15 protein-coding genes are annotated in these 15,927 nt (G+C 72.6%); 3 read left to right on the top strand and 12 right to left on the bottom strand.

The window, feature by feature from the left end; translation table 11 throughout:
• Positions 1-5: 5 nt before the first annotated feature.
• The 12 genes from solA to IE262_RS39725 form a co-directional block, all read right to left on the bottom strand.
• Entirely contained in the window at positions 6-2,423 is a 2,418-nt protein-coding gene (gene solA, locus IE262_RS28300) for an N-methyl-L-tryptophan oxidase (protein ID WP_189877643.1), read from the bottom strand.
• Entirely contained in the window at positions 2,420-3,877 is a 1,458-nt protein-coding gene (locus IE262_RS28295) for an aldehyde dehydrogenase family protein (RefSeq protein ID WP_229877540.1), read from the bottom strand. Before IE262_RS28295 ends, solA begins: the two co-directional genes overlap by 4 nt.
• Positions 3,878-4,102: 225 nt before the next feature.
• The gene (locus IE262_RS28290) at positions 4,103-4,951 is read right to left on the bottom strand and encodes a creatininase family protein (RefSeq protein WP_134041215.1); all 849 of its coding nucleotides are present in this window, start codon (positions 4,949-4,951) and stop codon (positions 4,103-4,105) included.
• Between the two features lie 41 nt (positions 4,952-4,992).
• Positions 4,993-5,442, bottom strand: coding sequence for a cytidine/deoxycytidylate deaminase family protein (locus IE262_RS28285; protein ID WP_189877641.1), 450 nt, complete (start codon positions 5,440-5,442; stop codon positions 4,993-4,995).
• The gene (locus IE262_RS28280; RefSeq protein ID WP_134041211.1) at positions 5,439-6,203 is read right to left on the bottom strand and encodes an amidohydrolase family protein; all 765 of its coding nucleotides are present in this window, start codon (positions 6,201-6,203) and stop codon (positions 5,439-5,441) included. The genes IE262_RS28285 and IE262_RS28280 overlap by 4 nt, the downstream gene beginning before the upstream one ends.
• Positions 6,200-7,174 (bottom strand): ABC transporter ATP-binding protein, encoded by a 975-nt coding sequence (locus IE262_RS28275; protein ID WP_189877639.1) that lies wholly within the window; start codon positions 7,172-7,174, stop codon positions 6,200-6,202. Before IE262_RS28275 ends, IE262_RS28280 begins: the two co-directional genes overlap by 4 nt.
• Positions 7,171-8,187 (bottom strand): ABC transporter ATP-binding protein, encoded by a 1,017-nt coding sequence (locus tag IE262_RS28270; RefSeq protein WP_134041207.1) that lies wholly within the window; start codon positions 8,185-8,187, stop codon positions 7,171-7,173. The genes IE262_RS28275 and IE262_RS28270 overlap by 4 nt, the downstream gene beginning before the upstream one ends.
• Positions 8,184-8,873, bottom strand: coding sequence for an alpha/beta fold hydrolase (locus IE262_RS28265; RefSeq protein ID WP_134041205.1), 690 nt, complete (start codon positions 8,871-8,873; stop codon positions 8,184-8,186). The genes IE262_RS28270 and IE262_RS28265 overlap by 4 nt, the downstream gene beginning before the upstream one ends.
• Before the next feature lie 5 nt (positions 8,874-8,878).
• Entirely contained in the window at positions 8,879-9,955 is a 1,077-nt protein-coding gene (locus IE262_RS28260) for an ABC transporter permease (RefSeq protein WP_166681778.1), read from the bottom strand.
• On the bottom strand, positions 9,952-10,893 hold the full coding sequence (locus IE262_RS28255; RefSeq protein ID WP_229877539.1) for an ABC transporter permease: 942 nt from the start codon (positions 10,891-10,893) through the stop codon (positions 9,952-9,954). Before IE262_RS28255 ends, IE262_RS28260 begins: the two co-directional genes overlap by 4 nt.
• On the bottom strand, positions 10,886-12,565 hold the full coding sequence (locus IE262_RS28250) for an ABC transporter substrate-binding protein (RefSeq protein WP_189877637.1): 1,680 nt from the start codon (positions 12,563-12,565) through the stop codon (positions 10,886-10,888). The genes IE262_RS28255 and IE262_RS28250 overlap by 8 nt, the downstream gene beginning before the upstream one ends.
• A 420-nt stretch (positions 12,566-12,985) precedes the next feature.
• On the bottom strand, positions 12,986-13,186 hold the full coding sequence (locus IE262_RS39725) for a hypothetical protein (protein WP_229877538.1): 201 nt from the start codon (positions 13,184-13,186) through the stop codon (positions 12,986-12,988).
• Here IE262_RS39725 and IE262_RS28245 point away from each other — a divergent pair.
• The 3 genes from IE262_RS28245 (at position 13,157) to miaB (ending at position 15,918) form a co-directional block, all read left to right on the top strand.
• Positions 13,157-13,534, top strand: coding sequence for a phosphotriesterase family protein (locus tag IE262_RS28245; protein WP_229877537.1), 378 nt, complete (start codon positions 13,157-13,159; stop codon positions 13,532-13,534). The two genes, IE262_RS39725 and IE262_RS28245, sit on opposite strands and share 30 nt — an antisense overlap.
• A 165-nt stretch (positions 13,535-13,699) precedes the next feature.
• Positions 13,700-14,086: a RidA family protein gene (locus tag IE262_RS28240; protein WP_189877712.1), complete on the top strand. Its 387-nt coding sequence runs from the start codon at positions 13,700-13,702 to the stop codon at positions 14,084-14,086.
• A 296-nt stretch (positions 14,087-14,382) separates the two neighbouring features.
• On the top strand, positions 14,383-15,918 hold the full coding sequence (gene miaB, locus IE262_RS28235; RefSeq protein ID WP_189877635.1) for a tRNA (N6-isopentenyl adenosine(37)-C2)-methylthiotransferase MiaB: 1,536 nt from the start codon (positions 14,383-14,385) through the stop codon (positions 15,916-15,918).
• Positions 15,919-15,927: the final 9 nt, after the last annotated feature.

Below are 15,927 nucleotides of genomic sequence, written 5' to 3'. Positions count from 1 at the left end.
GGCTCTCACCGGGCACCACCGGGGGCCGGCCGGGCCGGGGACAGGAAGCCCAGATCCGGACGGGGGAGTCCGCACACCAGGTCGGCCAGGGCCGCGCCGATCGCCGGACCGAACTTGAAGCCGTGCCCCGAGCAGGCGGAGGCCACCAGGGCCTGCGGCACACCGGGCACCTCACCGACGAGGAAACGCCGGTCCGCGGTCATCGTGTACAGGCACGTCAGGCTCTCGGTCACCGGGCCCGCGCCGGGCAGCACCCGCGCCACCGCGCTCGCCAGCAGGGCGAGTTCGTCGTCAGTGGCGGGGGGCCTGGCGGCCTGTGGGTCCCATGCCGGGCCCGAGTCGAGCCCTGCCTTGAGACCACGGCCGTCGGCAGCCGGAAAGCCGTACAGCAGCCCCTCCGGCAGGTCGACCGAGAAACTCCCCAGTCCGCCCGGCCCCAGCGGCCCCCGCGAGTCGGCGGCGAAGTAGGCGTTCACGATCCGGGTGACCGTCAGATGAGATGCCAGCGACGGCACTTGGTACGACGTCCAGGGCCCGGCGCACAGGACCAGCCGACGGGCGCGCACCTCCGAGTCCGCCGTGCGGATGACGACCCCGTCGCCGTCCGGCCGCCAGCCGGTGACCGGCGTCCGGTCGGCGATCCGGGCCCCGGCCCGTTCGGCGAGGGCGAGTTGGGCGCGCAGAGTCGCGCGGGCGTCGATGATCCCGGCGGCCGGGTCGTGGACCGCCGTGAACCCCTCGGGCAGCCGCAGCCCGGGGAAGATCCGGGCCGCCTCCTCAGGACCCACTTCACGGCAACCGGGGCCCCGCAGCGGATCGGAGCGTATGTCCGGCGCGGCGTACAAGCCGCCGGTCACCTCGACCAGCCGCGTCCTCGACGCCTCCTCCAGCTCGGCCCAGGCACGGTAGGCGGTGTCGACCAGCCCGTCCCAGTCGGGGTGCGGATAGGCGCGGCGGATCATCCGGGTGGCGCCGTGCGAGGAACCGAGGTCGTGGCCCACCGCGAACTGATCGAGACCCAGCACATCGAGCCCGCGCTCGGCCAGCTGCCGCAGCGCCGCGCTGCCGTGCACACCGAGCCCGACGACCACCGCGTCATGACGGCGTACGGCGGGGCGCCCTGCCGGGCCGGGGGCCGGGGAGCCCGCCGGAGCCGCCGCCGACACGGGCGCCGGTGCCGATGCCGCCTGCCCCGTGCCGTGTGCGCCGGACGCGATCTCCGCCACGGCCTCGACCAGGGCTTCCAGGTCGGCGTCGTTGGTGTAGACGTGCACCGAGGCCCGCACCACCTGCGTCAGGCCGCGCGGGTCCATGTCCCAGCGGCCGTGATCGGCCGGTACGGCGACCAAATGGACCCGCCGCTTGGCCAGTTGCCGTTGCACCTCGCTCGCGTCGAGGCCGTCCACCACGAAGGTGACGATGGCGCCGCCCGCCGCCGGAGGATCGGTGACCCGTACGCCGGGGAGCGCGCCGAGACGCTCACGCAATGCCGCCGCGAGCGCGGCCAGGTGCGTGTAGACGGTCCCGGGGCCGAGCGCGTGCAGGTCGTCCAGCGCCGAGCCCAGTCCGAGCCGCAGCGCGTGGGCGGCCTCCCACAGCTCGAACCGTCGGGCGTCCGGGTGCAGTTCCCAGCTCCGCTCGGCCGTCCAGCGGGCCCCGCGCACGTCCGGCGCCTGCGGGGCCAGAGTCTCCAGCAGGGGGCGGCGCACGGCCAGCAGGCCGGTGCCGCGCGGGGCGCGCAGGAACTTGCGCCCGGTGCCGATCAGCAGATCGCAGCCCAGGGCGGCCATGTCGACGGGCAGCTGGCCCAGCGACTGGGTGGCGTCGAGCAGGAACGGCACCCCGTGGGCGCCGGCCAGCGCGCCGATGCCGGCGGCCGGCTCGACCAGTCCGGAGGAGGTCGGCACGTGTGCCGCGGTGACCAGGGCGGCCGGTCCGGCGCGCAGTGCCTGCTCCAGGGCCTCCAGCTCCGTGGCTCCGTCGGGACCGTTGGGCAGCACCTCGACCCGGACGCCGGTCTCGCGCTCGGCGGCCAGCAGGTGCAGGGCGCTGCTCACGTAGCTGGAGCGGGCGGCGAGCACCCGGTCGCCGGGCCGCAGCCGCAGCGCCGCGACGGCGCGTTGCCAGCCCGCGGTCGCGCTCTCGACCAGGGCGACCTCGTCCGCCTGGACGCCGAGCAGGGCGGCGGTGCGCGCATAAACGGCCGTCAGGTCGTCGGCGGCGAGCTTGGCCGCCTCGTAGCCGCCGTGCAGACTCTCGGCGCGCAGATGGCCGATGACCGCCTCCACCGTGTCGGTGGCGAGCAGGGCGGCGCCGGCGGCGTTGAAGTGGTGGCCGGTGGCGCAGCCCGGGGTACGGGCCCGCTCGGCGGCCACGTCCAGGGCGGTGGGGGGCGGCGAGGTGGCCGTCACGGGGGCGCTCACAGCGCGATCGTGATGCTCTTGAGCTCGGTGAACCCGTCGACGGCCGCGTCGCCGAGATCCCTGCCCAGACCTGACTGCTTGATACCGCCGAATGCCACGGCGGGGTCGAACTCGTTGTAGGTGTTGACCCACACGGTGCCCGCCTGGAGCGCCGACGCCGCGCGGTGCGCACGGCCGAGATCGGTGGTCCACACGCCTGCCGCGAGCCCGTAGTCGCTGTCGTTGGCCAGCGCGATCGCCTCCTCCTCGGTGTCGAAGGGCATGACGGCGGCGACCGGGCCGAAGATCTCCTCCCGGGCGATCCGCATGTCCGGGGCGACCTCTGTGAACACCGTGGGCCGCACGAACCAACCCGGTCCGGGCAGGGGATCGCCGCCGACGGCCACCCGCGCGCCTTCGGCACGGCCGAGTTCCACGTAACCGGTGACGCGGTCGAACTGCTCCTGCGAAACGAGTGGACCGATGTTGATCCCGCCCGACAGACCGGGGCCGATCCGCAGGGCCTCCACGGCCGGCAGCATCCGGTCGAGGAAGTCCTTGAGTACCGAGCGTTGTACCAGCAGCCTGCTGCCCGCCGTGCACATCTGCCCGGAGTGCCCGAACACCGCCCGCACGGCGGCCGGTGCGGCCGCGTCCAGGTCGGCGTCCGCGAACACGATGTTGGCGGACTTGCCGCCCAGTTCGAGGGTGAGCCGCTTCACCGACGGAGCCGCCGCGGCCATGATCAGCCGGCCGACGTCGGTGGACCCCGTGAACGAGACCTTGGCGACCCCGGGATGCGCGACCAGCTCCGCCCCGGTGCTCCCGTCGCCCGTCAGCACGTTGACGACGCCCTCCGGTACACCTGCCTCCAGGCACAGCGCGGCCAGCCGCAGCGCGGTCAGCGGGGTCTGCTCGGCGGGCTTGACCACGACGGTGCAGCCCGCCGCCAGGGCCGGGGCGAGCTTCCAGGCGGCGATCATGAAGGGGAAGTTCCAGGGCAGTACGGCGGCCACCACGCCGACCGGCTCCCGCACGCTGTACACGTGCCGGCCGGGCCCGGCCGGGTGCACCGTGCCGGTCAGCCGGGTGGGCGTGCCCGCGAAGTGCCGGATCGCCTGGAGGCCCAGCTCCACGTCACCGCGGGCCCGCTCGATCGCCTTGCCGTTGTCCACGGTGTCCAGCACCGCCAGCGCCTCGGCGTCCCGCTCCACCAGGTCCGCGAGCCGCAGCAGCACGTCCCGGCGCTGCCGCGGCGGCAGGTTCCGCCAGCGGCCGTCGCGGTGCGCGGCTGCCGCGGCGGACACCGCGGCGTCCACGTCCGCGGCGCCGGCCTGGGCGACGGTGGTCAGCCGCTTGCCGGTGGCGGGGTCGAGGACCGGGATCCGCGGGGTCGAGGCGCCCGTGGTCCAGTCGCCGCCGATGAGCATGGGCTCGCACTCCGGCAGGTGGGGGAGGGTGATGCTGGGGTCCAAGGTGTTCTCCTTGTCGTTCGTTCCGCCACCAGGCCGCAACCGGCGTGGTGCCGGGCCGGAACGAGGGCGGCGGCGGCAGCGCGGCGGTCGCCCCGACCGGGCGGGATCCTGGGCCGGGTGGACCGTGCTGGGCGAGGGGACCGGCGGCTGTGCCGGACCGGTGGGCCGCGCCGGGTCAGGGGTCAGGCGGGTGCGTCGGGCCGGTGTGCCGTGTTGGGTCAGGGGTCAGGCGGGCGTGCCGGGCCGGTGGGCCGCGCTGGGCCAGGGCTCGCGCACGGCCGCCGAGACCGCGCGGGCGGTGGTGAGGACACAGCGGTCGAACTCCGCCCGGCCGTGCGCGGCGTTCGCCTCGGTCACGTCCCTGCCCCACACACCGGTCTCGCTGACCTGGTCCATGCGGTAGTCCCAGAAGGAGTCGACGTCGACGTGGGAGGTGGCCCGTTCCATCCGCACCAGTTCGGGCGCCAGGTGCAGCATCACCGAGGTCTCGAAGTAGTTGGCGTGCATCAGCGCGCGGCCGTAGGTGACATGGCCGTCGACCTCCGGACCCGGGTACATGGTCACGTACCCCAACGCCCTTACTCGGGCGTCCCGGTGACGCACCCTCAGCTTCTCGGCCGACACGTCGAGAGCGCCGTTGTTCCAGATGTGGCCGTTGAGCAGGACGAACTGCCGTACTCCGCTGTCGTACAGAGAGTCGATCACGTCCTCGACGACGGCGATCAGCGTCTCGGGGCGCAGCGCCACCGTCCCGGCGAAGCCGCCGTGCGAGGCGGACACCCCGAAGCTCAGCGGCGGCAGGACCGGCACACCGGTGAGGGCGGAGACGCCCAGGGCGACCGCCTCACAGATCCGGGTGTCCACGGCGAGCGGCAGGTGCGGGCCGTGCTGTTCGGTGGCGCCCACCGGGATGATGACCGCGTCCCGTCCGGTGACTGTGGCCTCGGCCTCCTGCCAGGTCAGCTCCTCCCACGGCAACGGCGCACCGGTGCCGCCGAACTGCGCCGCGAGCGCGGGCACATCGAGTCCGGTGGGCACGCGCAGGCCGTTCGGCCCGGTGATGACGGATGACATGTCTCTCCTCTCCTCGGGGGGATCTGTGGGGCTCGGGCCGGTCACCAGCGGCGCCGGCTCTTCTCCGGCAGCAGGTCCAGGGCACGTGCCGCCACGGGCCGGTCGCCGTCGACGGTCGTGATCCACACGGTGGCGTCCGGGCAGTAGTCGCTGATGAGTTCGCGGCACACCCCGCACGGGGCGATGATCCGGAACTGTCCGGCGGGCTTGATCTGCACGGACACCACCGACGTCACCTCCAGCGGCGCACCGGGCGCGAGCGCGCCCCGCGCGGTGCCCAGGGCGACGCCTTCGGCGCAGACCGAACTGCGCCGGCAGGAGCCCTCGACATGGACGCCGGTGTGGATCCGGCCGTCGGCGGTGCGCAGCGCGGTGGCGACCTCGTGCCGCTCGGCCTGCCCGACCCGGTCCAGCAACGCCTGTGCCACCGACAGCAGTTCGGCGTCGCCGTCGCTCATCTCCGGCGGAACGGCCACGGATGCCGGGGTCATGCGCTCAGCCCCAGCAGCCGGGCCATGTTGCCGCCCTCGATCAGTGCCCGGTCCTTCTCGTCCTCGACCGCCTTGGCGATCTTCATGCGCTCCAGATCGAAGTCCGACCCCGGCCACTCGCTGCCCATGAGGATCTGCCGGGGCCCGAGCCGCGCGTACGCCCGTTTCACATCGCTCATCAGCGTCGCGGACGTCTCCAGGTAGACGTGCGGCTGCCGTTCGGCCACGATGATCGCCTCGGGCACGTTCCACACGGCGCCCATGTGCGCGATGATCGTCGGCACTCCCGGGTGGTCGCGGGCGATCTCCTCGATGGCCAGCGGCGCGCAGAACGCGTCGTCGAGCGCGTTGACGAGCACCATCAGCCCGCGCCTGGCGCAGGCCTCGAACACCGGGTCCAGCAGCCCGTGATCGGCCACGTGATAACCGTGCAGGCTCGGGTGCAGCTTCAGCCCCACCAGGCCAGCGTCCGCGATCCGGTCGATCTCCTCAATCGCGTCGTCGGCCTGCGGCAGCACCTGACCGAAGCCGAAGAACCGGTCGGGGTGCGCGGCCACCAGGGAGGCGATGAAGTCGTTCTCGATGCGCTGGGCGAGCGAACACACCATCGCCATGTCCACCCCGGCGGCGTCCATCCGGTCGAGGATGCGGCGCGGCTCGAAGGGCTTGTACGGCGGCGGCGCCTCGCCCTTGCGCGCCCCGGTCAGGTAGTCGGAGCGCCCGCGCACGTCCTGCGTGGTGTTGTAGGCGTCGATGATCAATGCGGGTCCTCACTCACGGTGTCGAGGGGCAGATGGCAGCGCACGCTCCGGCCCGGGGCGGTCTCGCGCAGTTCGGGGTGCCGGGTGCGGCACAGGTCGGTGGCGAACGCGCAGCGGGTGCGGAACAGACACCCCTCCGGCGGGTTCGCCGGATCGGGCAACTCGCCCTGCGGCGGCTGCCGTTCGTTCGGCGGGCCGGGGCGCAGCGCCGGCACGCTGGCCAGCAGGGCGCTGCTGTACGGATGTGCGGGTCCGGCGAAGAAGTCGTCCCGGGAGGCGATCTCGATGATCTCCCCGAGGTACATCACGGCGACCCGGTCCGCGATGTGCCGTACGACGCCCAGGTCGTGCGAGATGAACAGCATCGTCAGCCCCCGGTCGCGCACCAGGTCCGACAGCAGGTTCAGCACCTGCGCCTGGATCGACACGTCCAGCGCCGAGACCGCCTCGTCCGCCACCACGAACCGCGGCGAGGACGCCAGGGCCCGTGCGATGCCGATGCGCTGGCGCTGCCCGCCGGAGAACTCGTGCGGCTTGCGCCCGCCCGCCTCCGCCCCGAGCCCGACCAGGTCGAGCAGCCCGGCCACGGCACGGTCCGCCTCGGCCCGGCTCGCGCCCCGGGCGCGCAGCAGGGGCTCGGCGACGATGTCGGCGACCCGGCGGCGCGGGTTGAGCGAGCCGAACGGGTCCTGGAACACCATCTGCAGCTCGGCCCTGGTCCGCCGCAGCCGCCGGCCGCGCAGCCGGGTCAGGTCGGCGCCGAGGAAGTCGATCCGGCCCGCCGACGGCTCCACGACCCGCAGCAGTGCCCTCCCCAACGTCGACTTGCCACATCCCGACTCGCCGACCAGGCCCAGCGTCTCGCCCTGCGCGATGTCGAGGTCGACATCGCGCAGCGCCCGGACCCGCCCGCCGGCCCGGCCGCTGTACTCGACCCGCAGTCCGCGCGTGCTCAGCAGTACGTCGCTCATACGGCGGCTCCCGCCGCGCGGGCCCGCGTCCTGGCCTTCTCCGGCAGCACACAGGCGTCCAGGTGGGCCGTGCCGCCGTACCGCCGCCGCAGCGCGGGGCGTTCCCCGCAGCCGTCGTGCGCGAACGAGCACCGCGGCTGGAAACCACAGCCGGACGGACGTTCGACGCCGCTCGGCGGGCTGCCCGGGATGGCCGGCAGCCGCTCGGGAACCGGCCCGTCCAGCGGGGGCACCGAGCCCAGCAGGCCCATGGTGTAGGGGTGCTGAGGGTCGAACAGCACCTCGTCGCGCGTGCCCTGCTCCACGATCCGGCCCGCGTACATCACCGCCACCCGGTCCGCGACCTCGGCCACCACCCCCAGGTCGTGGGTGATCAGCAGCACCGACGTGCCGTGCTCGCGCTGCACCTGCTTCAGCAGCGTCAGCACCTGTGCCTGGATGGTCACGTCGAGCGCCGTGGTCGGCTCGTCGGCGATCAGCACGGCCGGGTCGTTGGCCAGCCCCATCGCGATCATCACCCGCTGGCGCATACCGCCGGAGAGCTGGTGCGGATAGGCGCGCGCAGCCCGCGCCGGGCCCGCGATCCCGACCTCGCCGAGCAGCTCCACCGCCCGGCTCGCGGCCGTGGCGCGCGGCACGTCGGCGTGGGCGCGGATCGTCTCCGCGACCTGCGCACCCGCCCGGTGCAGCGGATTGAGCGCGGCCAGCGCGTCCTGGAAGACGACCGCCACGTCCTTGCCGCGCACCTCGCGCAGCTCGCGCTCCGGCGCGCCCACCAACTCCCGGCCCCGGAACGACACCGATCCGCCGACATGGGTACGCGGCCCGCGGTTGAGGCCGACCAGGCTCATCGACAGCGCCGACTTGCCCGACCCCGACTCGCCGACCAGGGCGAGGATCTCGCCCGTGCGCAGCGTCAGGTCCACCCCGTCCACGGCCGGCAGCCGCCCCGCGGGCACGTCGAACTGCACTGTCAGGTCGCGGACTTCGAGCACCGCCTCCGCCGCGGTCATACGGCACCGCCCACCGCCAGCGCGGCCCGGTGGATCAGGTCGGCGACCCGCTCCGGCCACACCAGCGTGGTGTAGTGGCTGCCCGGCACATGCTCGACGGTGGCCTTCATCCGCTCCGCCATGAAGTTCTGGACCTCCGGGCGCAGGGTGCGGTCGTCGTCGGCGACCAGGTACCAGCTGGGCAGGGACCGCCACGCCGGGACACCGGTCGCCTGGGTGAAGATCAGGTTCTCGGCGCGCCGGCCCTCGGCCTCGACGACCGCCCGCTGCTCGGCCGACAGGTCCGGGCCGATCTCCGCCCAGAACTCCGGGCTCGGCTCGGACTTCCAGTCGCCGTTCGGGCCGCGCCGCATGTACTTGGAGATCTCCGCGGGCTCGTAGCGCTCGACGATCTCGTTGACGGTCTCGCCCTCGTCGGGACCGAACGCGGCGATGTACACCAGCCCCTTGACCCGCGGGTCGCGCCCCACGTTGCTGATGACCGCGCCGCCGTACGAGTGACCGGCGAGTAGCACAGGACCGCTCGTCTCCTGAAGCGCGGCGGCGGTCTGGGCGATGTCGTCCGCGAGGGAGGTCATCGGGTTGGTGACCGTGAACAGCCGGTGGCCGCGGGCGGCGAGCAGCGGCTGCACCGCCGACCACGTCGTGGGCCGTCCGCCGGCACCGTGGACCAGCACGATGTCCATCCGGATCATCCTTTGCGTAGGCGCGGGTCGAGGACCGTGCACAGCAGGTCGACCGCGTGGTTGACGAGGGTGAACAGCAGGGCGATGGCGAGTGCCGCGCCCTGCACGACGGGGTAGTCGCGCTGGAGCACGGCCTGCACGAGCAGGCGTCCCACGCCCGGGTAGGAGAAGACCGTCTCGGAGACCACCGAGCCGCCCAGCAGGGAGCCGAACTGGAGGCCCAGGACGGTGACGATCGGCAGCCACGCGTTGCGCAGCACGTGCCGGCGCACCACGGCGCCCTCGCCGAGGCCCTTCATCCGGGCGGTCCGCACGAAGTCGTCGCCGAGAACCTCCAGCACGGAGGCGCGCACGATCCGGGTGATGAAGCCGGCCATCGACAGCGCGAGCGTGACGGTGGGCAGGATCAGGTGCTGGATCCACGGCCAGACCAGCTCGGGCCGGTCCTGAAGGATCGCGTCCAGCAGGACGAAGCCGGTCGTGGGCCGGTAGTCCAGGGCACTGGGCAGCCGGCCCAGCACGGGCAGCCAGCGCAGCCACACGCCGAACACGACGATGGCCAGTACCCCGAGCGCGAACCAGGGCAGCGAGAAGCTGACGGTGGCCACGGCCCGCGTGGAGGTGTCGACCCAACTGCCCCTGCGTAGCGCGGCGACCACGCCGGTGACGACGCCGAGCAGCACGGCGACCGTCATGGCCGCGAGGGTGAGTTCCACGGTCGCGGGCAGCGCGTCGCCCAGCAGGCCGAGGACGCTGTTGGAGCCGTAGAACGAGGTGCCGAGCCGCAGATGCACCAGGTCGTTCAGGAAGTCCCCGTACTGGGTGAGCAGCGGCTCGTCGAGCCCGAGCGCCTTGGCGACCCGCTCCTCGTTGGCGCTGAACTCCTCGGCCGAGGCGGTGTTGCCGCCTCCCGCGAGGGAGGTCGCGGGGGAGCCCGGCAGCAGCCGTATCGCCACGAACACCAGGGAGGCCAGCGCGAACAGCACCACGGGGATCACGGCCAGCCGGCGCAGGAACACCCCGGCCGCACCCGGCGGCCGGGGCAGCCGCAACCGGGTCAGGACGCCGGTGACCGCACTCATGCCGTCCCCCTGGGATCGAGGGCGTCGCGCAGGTCGTCGCCGACGAAGTTGCACGCCACGACGAACAGCAGGGTGAGCGTGGCCGGCAGCACCACCAGCCGAGGAGCCGAGAACAGGAACTCCTGCCCGGCCTGCACCATGTACCCCCAGTCCGGTTGCGGCGGCTGGATGCCCAGACCGAGGTAGGACAGGCCCGCCGCGAAGCCGGCCGCGATCGACAGCGTCATGACGACCTGGGCGAGCAGCGGACCGCCGATGTTGGGCAGCACCTCGCGGACCAGGATGCGCGGCGCGCCCGTGCCGCCGAGCCGGCAGGCGACGACGTAGTCCTTGGCGGCCTCCCGCGCGGTGAGGGTGCGGGCCAGCCGGGCGAGCCCCGGCGCGAGGGAGATCCCGATGCCCAGGATCAGACTGACCGTGCCCGGCCCGGCCGCCGCCACCAGGAGGATCACCAGCAGGACGGAGGGGAAGGCCAGCGCCAGGTCGACCAGCCGCATCAGCACCTGCTCCACGACGCCGCCCGCGTACCCGGCGACCAGCCCTACCAGCGCGCCGACGCAGGCCGCGAGCGCGGTGGCCGTGAAGGACACCAGCAGCAGCGGCCGGGCACCGTGCACCAGCCTGGCCAGCTCGTCCCGGCCAAGGTCGTCGGTACCCAGAGGATGTCCCGGCGAGCCGGGCGCCAGCAGCTCTGAGGAGGTCTGCCGCAGCGGATCGGCCTGGACGAGCAGCGGCCCGAGCAGAGCGACCAGCAGCAGCCCCGCCAGCAGCAGCCAGGCCAGCAGCGCGGGCCAGGACCGGGCCACCCTGCGCCCGCGCAGCGCCCCGAGGATTCGTCGGCGGGACGCGCCGGGCGGCGGGCCCGACGCGCGGGCCGCGGGCGCGGGTGCCGCAGCCCGTGCCGGTGCGGCGTCCACCGCGGCCCCCGTCTCAGACACCGGCCTTCTCCAGGTAACAGCGGTGGTTGGCCAGGGCGTCGGTGTTCATACCCTTCACGTTCGAGCCGCTGACCACCAGGTTGCTGAAGCAGGCCAGCATCGACAGGACCATGTACTCCTCGGCCCATCTGCGCTGGATCCTCGTGTAGGCGGCGGCGCGCTTCTTGGCGTCGGTGAGGTTCTTCGCCGCGAAGAGGTCGTCGGCCAGAGAGGCGGAGCCCTTCAGGGTGTCCATGCCGGAGAGCTTGGAGCCGTAGATGCTGGTGGGGTTGGCCATCGCGCCGACCATGTCGTCGGGGTCCGGCACGTAGGTGTTGCGCTCCCAGATCATCAGGTCGTGGTAGTCGTCGTTCGCGTCGAGGAGCCGGCTGAAGTACGTCGCCGGGTCCACCGAGGTGGTCTCGACCTTGAAGCCGACGTCGCTGAGGTTCTGGGCGATGATCTGGGCCGCCTTGGGGTGCCAGGAGTCGCTGGCCGCCATGAGCCGGAGGGTGCGCCCCTTCGCCCCGGCCTCCTCGACGAGCCGCTTCGCCTTCGCGGTGTCCTGGGTGCTGAGGTCGGCGAGGGCGGTGTCGTAGCCGGTCTGGGCGGGCGGGATGGCGTAGCCCTTGGGCTCGGCGCCGATGCCGTAGAACGCCTGCTGGAGGATCGCCTTGCGGTTGACGGCCAGGTTGATGGCCTTGCGGACCTTCAGCTCGGGGACCCGGCGGGCGTCGATCATCATGATCGCGTCGGCGTTGTGCGGGGTGTCGTACACCTTCACCGAGCTGTCCTTGCGCAGCTGCGAGACCGCCGAGTAGGGGGCGAACTGGGTTGCCGAGACATCGCCGCTGAGCAGGGAGCTGACGATGGTGGAGGGGTCCTGGACCTGGCGGAGCACCAGCCGGTCGATGGGCGGCTTGCCGAGCCGGAAGCCGTCGAACGCCTTCAGCGTGATGGACTGCCCGGAGGTGGCGGCCGAGAACGCGAACGGCCCGGTGCCCACCAGATGCTTGCCGATGTCGGCGCCGTACTTGTCCAGCGCGGCCTTGGAGATGATCCGGCCGCCGATGTCGGAGAGCTTGCCGAGCACGGTCCGGTCGGGCTTCTTCAGGACCATCTTCACGGTCATGTCATCGGGCGCGGTGAGCGAGGCCACGTTGGCGCCCATGCGCGCGAGCGGCCGGGTCGCGCCCTTGGGCAGGGTCTTGTCCTCGGGGTCGAACTGGCGGCCGAGGCTGGCGAGCACGTCAGCGGAGGAGAGCGTGGTCCCGTCGTGGAACTTCACGCCCTCGCGCAGGGTGAAGGTGTAGGTGAGTCTGTCGTCGGATATCGTCCAGCTCTTCGCCAGATCCGGTGTGGGCTCGTTCGTCTCGAAGGAGATGAACGTCAGACCGCGGCAGATGCAGTCGACGGCCATCCAGTCGCCCAGGGACGTGTAGAAGGCGGGGTCGTTGACGGCGCTGGTGGCGTCGATGGCCAGCGTGAGCGTGCCGCCCTTGCCGCTGCCGGCCGCGTCGTCGGCCGCAGCGCCGCAGGCGCTGAGCAGGGCGGGCAGCCCGAATCCCACGCCCACCCCGAGCAGGCCCGCACCCCGGAGCATCGTCCGGCGCGAGACGTTCTGCGAGGCGTACACGGTCGCCGTCGATGGCGCGGAGGTGGTCGAGGGCGATCCAGGTGTGTGGTCCGGCATGGGGCCTCCTCGGGCACCGATCCTGGGAATGGATTACATATGCACTGGATTGGATCCAATAACATGCTCAGTGGCTCCCGATTCCCTCTCGTGTCCCATGAGTTAAAGGCGTGTGAACCGGGCCCGGGTCCCTGCCGCACGCGTCGCGGACCCCACGCGGCAGGGCGTGAACGGCGAACAGGCCGCTGCCCGCTGCGGCTCGTGCTGCCGAGGCCAGGTGCGCAGCCGTCCACCACCGCACCCCACCCCGAGGCGCGCCACACCTGGAACCGGTGCGCGGCCGTGTACGCGGAGACCATCGGCCTGGACTGCGTTCTGTCGATGGCACCTGGCGCGACTTCGGCGGCGAGAGCGACTACGGGGGCCGCTCGCTGGAGTCCATGACGATGATGGCGGCGCTCGCCGAGGTCACCAGCCGGGTCAGGATGTGGGTCGGCGATCTCCCTGGACGGCGAGCCGGTCCGGCCGGAAGGCGCCGTCGAGCACACCTACCCGGCCGACGACCACGACATCGTCGTACTGCGGGCGGGTGCTCGCCACGCTGACGGACGAGGACCGCTCCCCCTCGTCGATCTGCTGCTCGCGCAGGGCATGCCGGCCGACCGGATCGTGCTCAGCCACATGGACGAGGTCCTCGACCGCGCCTACCACCGGGACGCCGCCCAGACCGGCGCGGTGCTGGAGTACGACACGTTCGGCACCGACTTCTGCTACGGCAGCCCCGACCTGCGCTCGCCCGCCGACCACGAACGCATCGACGTGGCCGAGTGGCTGCTCTCGGAAGGACACGGCCACCAGTTGGTGATCGGCTGCGACGTGTGGACCCAGTCGAACCTCCTGCACAACGGCGGCTTCGGCTACGAACACCTCTTCCGCCGCATCGCCCCCGCCCTGGAGCGCCGGGTCGGCGCCGAAGCCGTGCACCGCATCCTGGTCGAGACACCGCGTCGGCTGCTGGACCGCCCGTGAGCGGCGCCGGGAGCGCCGAAGAGCGCGCCTCACTACTGGGCCTGGCGATCCCCGACTACGCCGACCCTCCGTACGGCGGCCGGTACGGCACCATCAACGCGTTCCACCACAGCGGACGCCTCGTCTTCCTGAGCGGGTTCAACCCCGGAGGACCGGGCCGGCGCGATCCTGCACCCCGGCAGGCTCGGTGCCGACGTCACCCTCGACCAGGGGCGCGAGGCCGCCCGCGCCGCCGCGGTCAACGCGCTGGGCGGCATCCGGCTCGCCCTGGGGTCCCTGGACCGGGTCACCTCCGTCGTCCGGGCACTCTGCTGCGTCGTGTGCACCCCGGACTTCGAGGAGGTGCACCGGGTCGCGTCCGGCGCCACCGACCTGCTGGGCGAGGTCTTCGGCCCGCAAGCGGGCAGGGGCGGGCGTGCCGCGGTCGGGGTGATGCAACTCGCCCGCCGCAACTGCTTCGAACTCTGGCTCACGGTGGAGGCGGACACGGAACCCGCGCCGGACCGGCACGGCGAGGAGGACGGCGCACAACCCCGGCACTCCCACTCGTGACGCCCACCGCAAGCCCGGTGTGTCCGCCGCCGCTTCCCTCACCGCTCGCCGGTCCGTCACGGTGTCCGTCCCGGTCCGGCGGCCATCCGCAGCAACGGTCGGTGCCCCCGCCGGCGGCGTCCGCATCAAGGAAAAGGCACGGCTCAGCAGCGTGAGCAGCGGGGCCGGCATACACCGTGATGAGAACGTCGTGCCGCTTCTGACTCTGTTCAACCTGGAACAGGAACGACGCCTCGGGACGCTTGCCTCTGGATGCGTGGGGGCAGGGCTTCCGGGACAGCGCCTACCCTTGGCCCATGACCAGCAGCAGCGACCGGAGCCCGGCAGTGGACGTTCAAGGATCCAAGAGTTACGAAATCCGAACCTACGGGTGCCAGATGAACGTCCACGACTCCGAGCGTTTGTCCGGCCTCCTGGAGGACGCCGGCTACGTACGCGCACCCGAGGGCTCGGACGGCGACGCGGACGTCGTCGTCTTCAACACCTGCGCCGTCCGCGAGAACGCCGACAACAGGCTGTACGGCAACCTCGGCCGCCTCGCCCCGAAGAAGGCCGGCCGCCCCGGCATGCAGATCGCCGTCGGCGGCTGTCTGGCGCAGAAGGACCGCGACACCATCGTGAAGAAGGCGCCCTGGGTGGACGTCGTCTTCGGCACGCACAACATCGGCAAGCTGCCCGTCCTGCTGGAGCGCGCCCGCGTCCAGGAGGAGGCGCAGGTCGAGATCGCCGAGTCGCTGGAGGCGTTCCCCTCCACGCTGCCGACCCGCCGCGAGAGCGCCTACGCGGCCTGGGTCTCCATCTCCGTCGGCTGCAACAACACCTGCACCTTCTGCATCGTCCCGGCCCTGCGCGGCAAGGAGAAGGACCGCCGGACCGGCGACATCCTCGCCGAGATCGAGGCCCTGGTCGCCGAGGGCGTTTCCGAGATCACGCTGCTCGGGCAGAACGTCAACGCGTACGGCTCCGACATCGGTGACCGCGAGGCCTTCAGCAAGCTGCTGCGGGCGTGCGGCGGCATCGAGGGCCTGGAGCGCGTCCGCTTCACCTCCCCGCACCCGCGTGACTTCACCGACGACGTGATCGCTGCCATGGCAGAGACGCCGAACGTGATGCCGCAGCTGCACATGCCGCTCCAGTCCGGCTCGGACCCGGTCCTCAAGGCGATGCGCCGCTCCTACCGCCAGGAGCGCTACCTGGGCATCATCCGCAAGGTGCGGGAGGCCATCCCGCACGCGGCGATCACCACCGACATCATCGTCGGCTTCCCCGGAGAGACCGAGGAGGACTTCGAGCAGACCCTCCACGTGGTGCGGGAGGCGCGCTTCGCACAGGCCTTCACCTTCCAGTACTCCAAGCGCCCCGGCACCCCCGCGGCCACCATGGACGACCAGATCCCCAAGGAGGTCGTCCAGGCGCGCTACGAGCGTCTCGTCGCCCTCCAGGAGGAGATCTCCTGGGAGGAGAACAAGAAGCAGGTCGGCCGCACCCTGGAGCTGATGGTCGCCGAGGGCGAGGGGCGCAAGGACGGCGCCACCCAGCGCCTCTCCGGCCGTGCCCCCGACAACCGTCTGGTGCACTTCACCAAGCCCGGCCAGGAGGTCCGCCCCGGAGACGTGGTCACGGTCGAGATCACGTACGCGGCCCCGCACCACCTCCTCGCCGAGGGCGCCGTCCTGGACGTGCGCCGTACGCGTGCGGGCGACGCCTGGGAGAAGCGCAACGTCGAAAGGGCGGCTGAGGCGGCCGGGCCGGCGGGCGTGATGCTGGGGCTGCCGAAGGTCGGGGCGCCGGAGCCGCTGCCGGTGGCGACGGGCGGCTGCGGCCGCGACTGAGGGCCTGGC

This window comes from Streptomyces bluensis (genome assembly GCF_014650715.1).
Taxonomy (GTDB): Bacteria; Actinomycetota; Actinomycetes; order Streptomycetales; family Streptomycetaceae; genus Streptomyces; species Streptomyces bluensis.
This window is presented reverse-complemented; position numbering and strand designations above follow the sequence as displayed.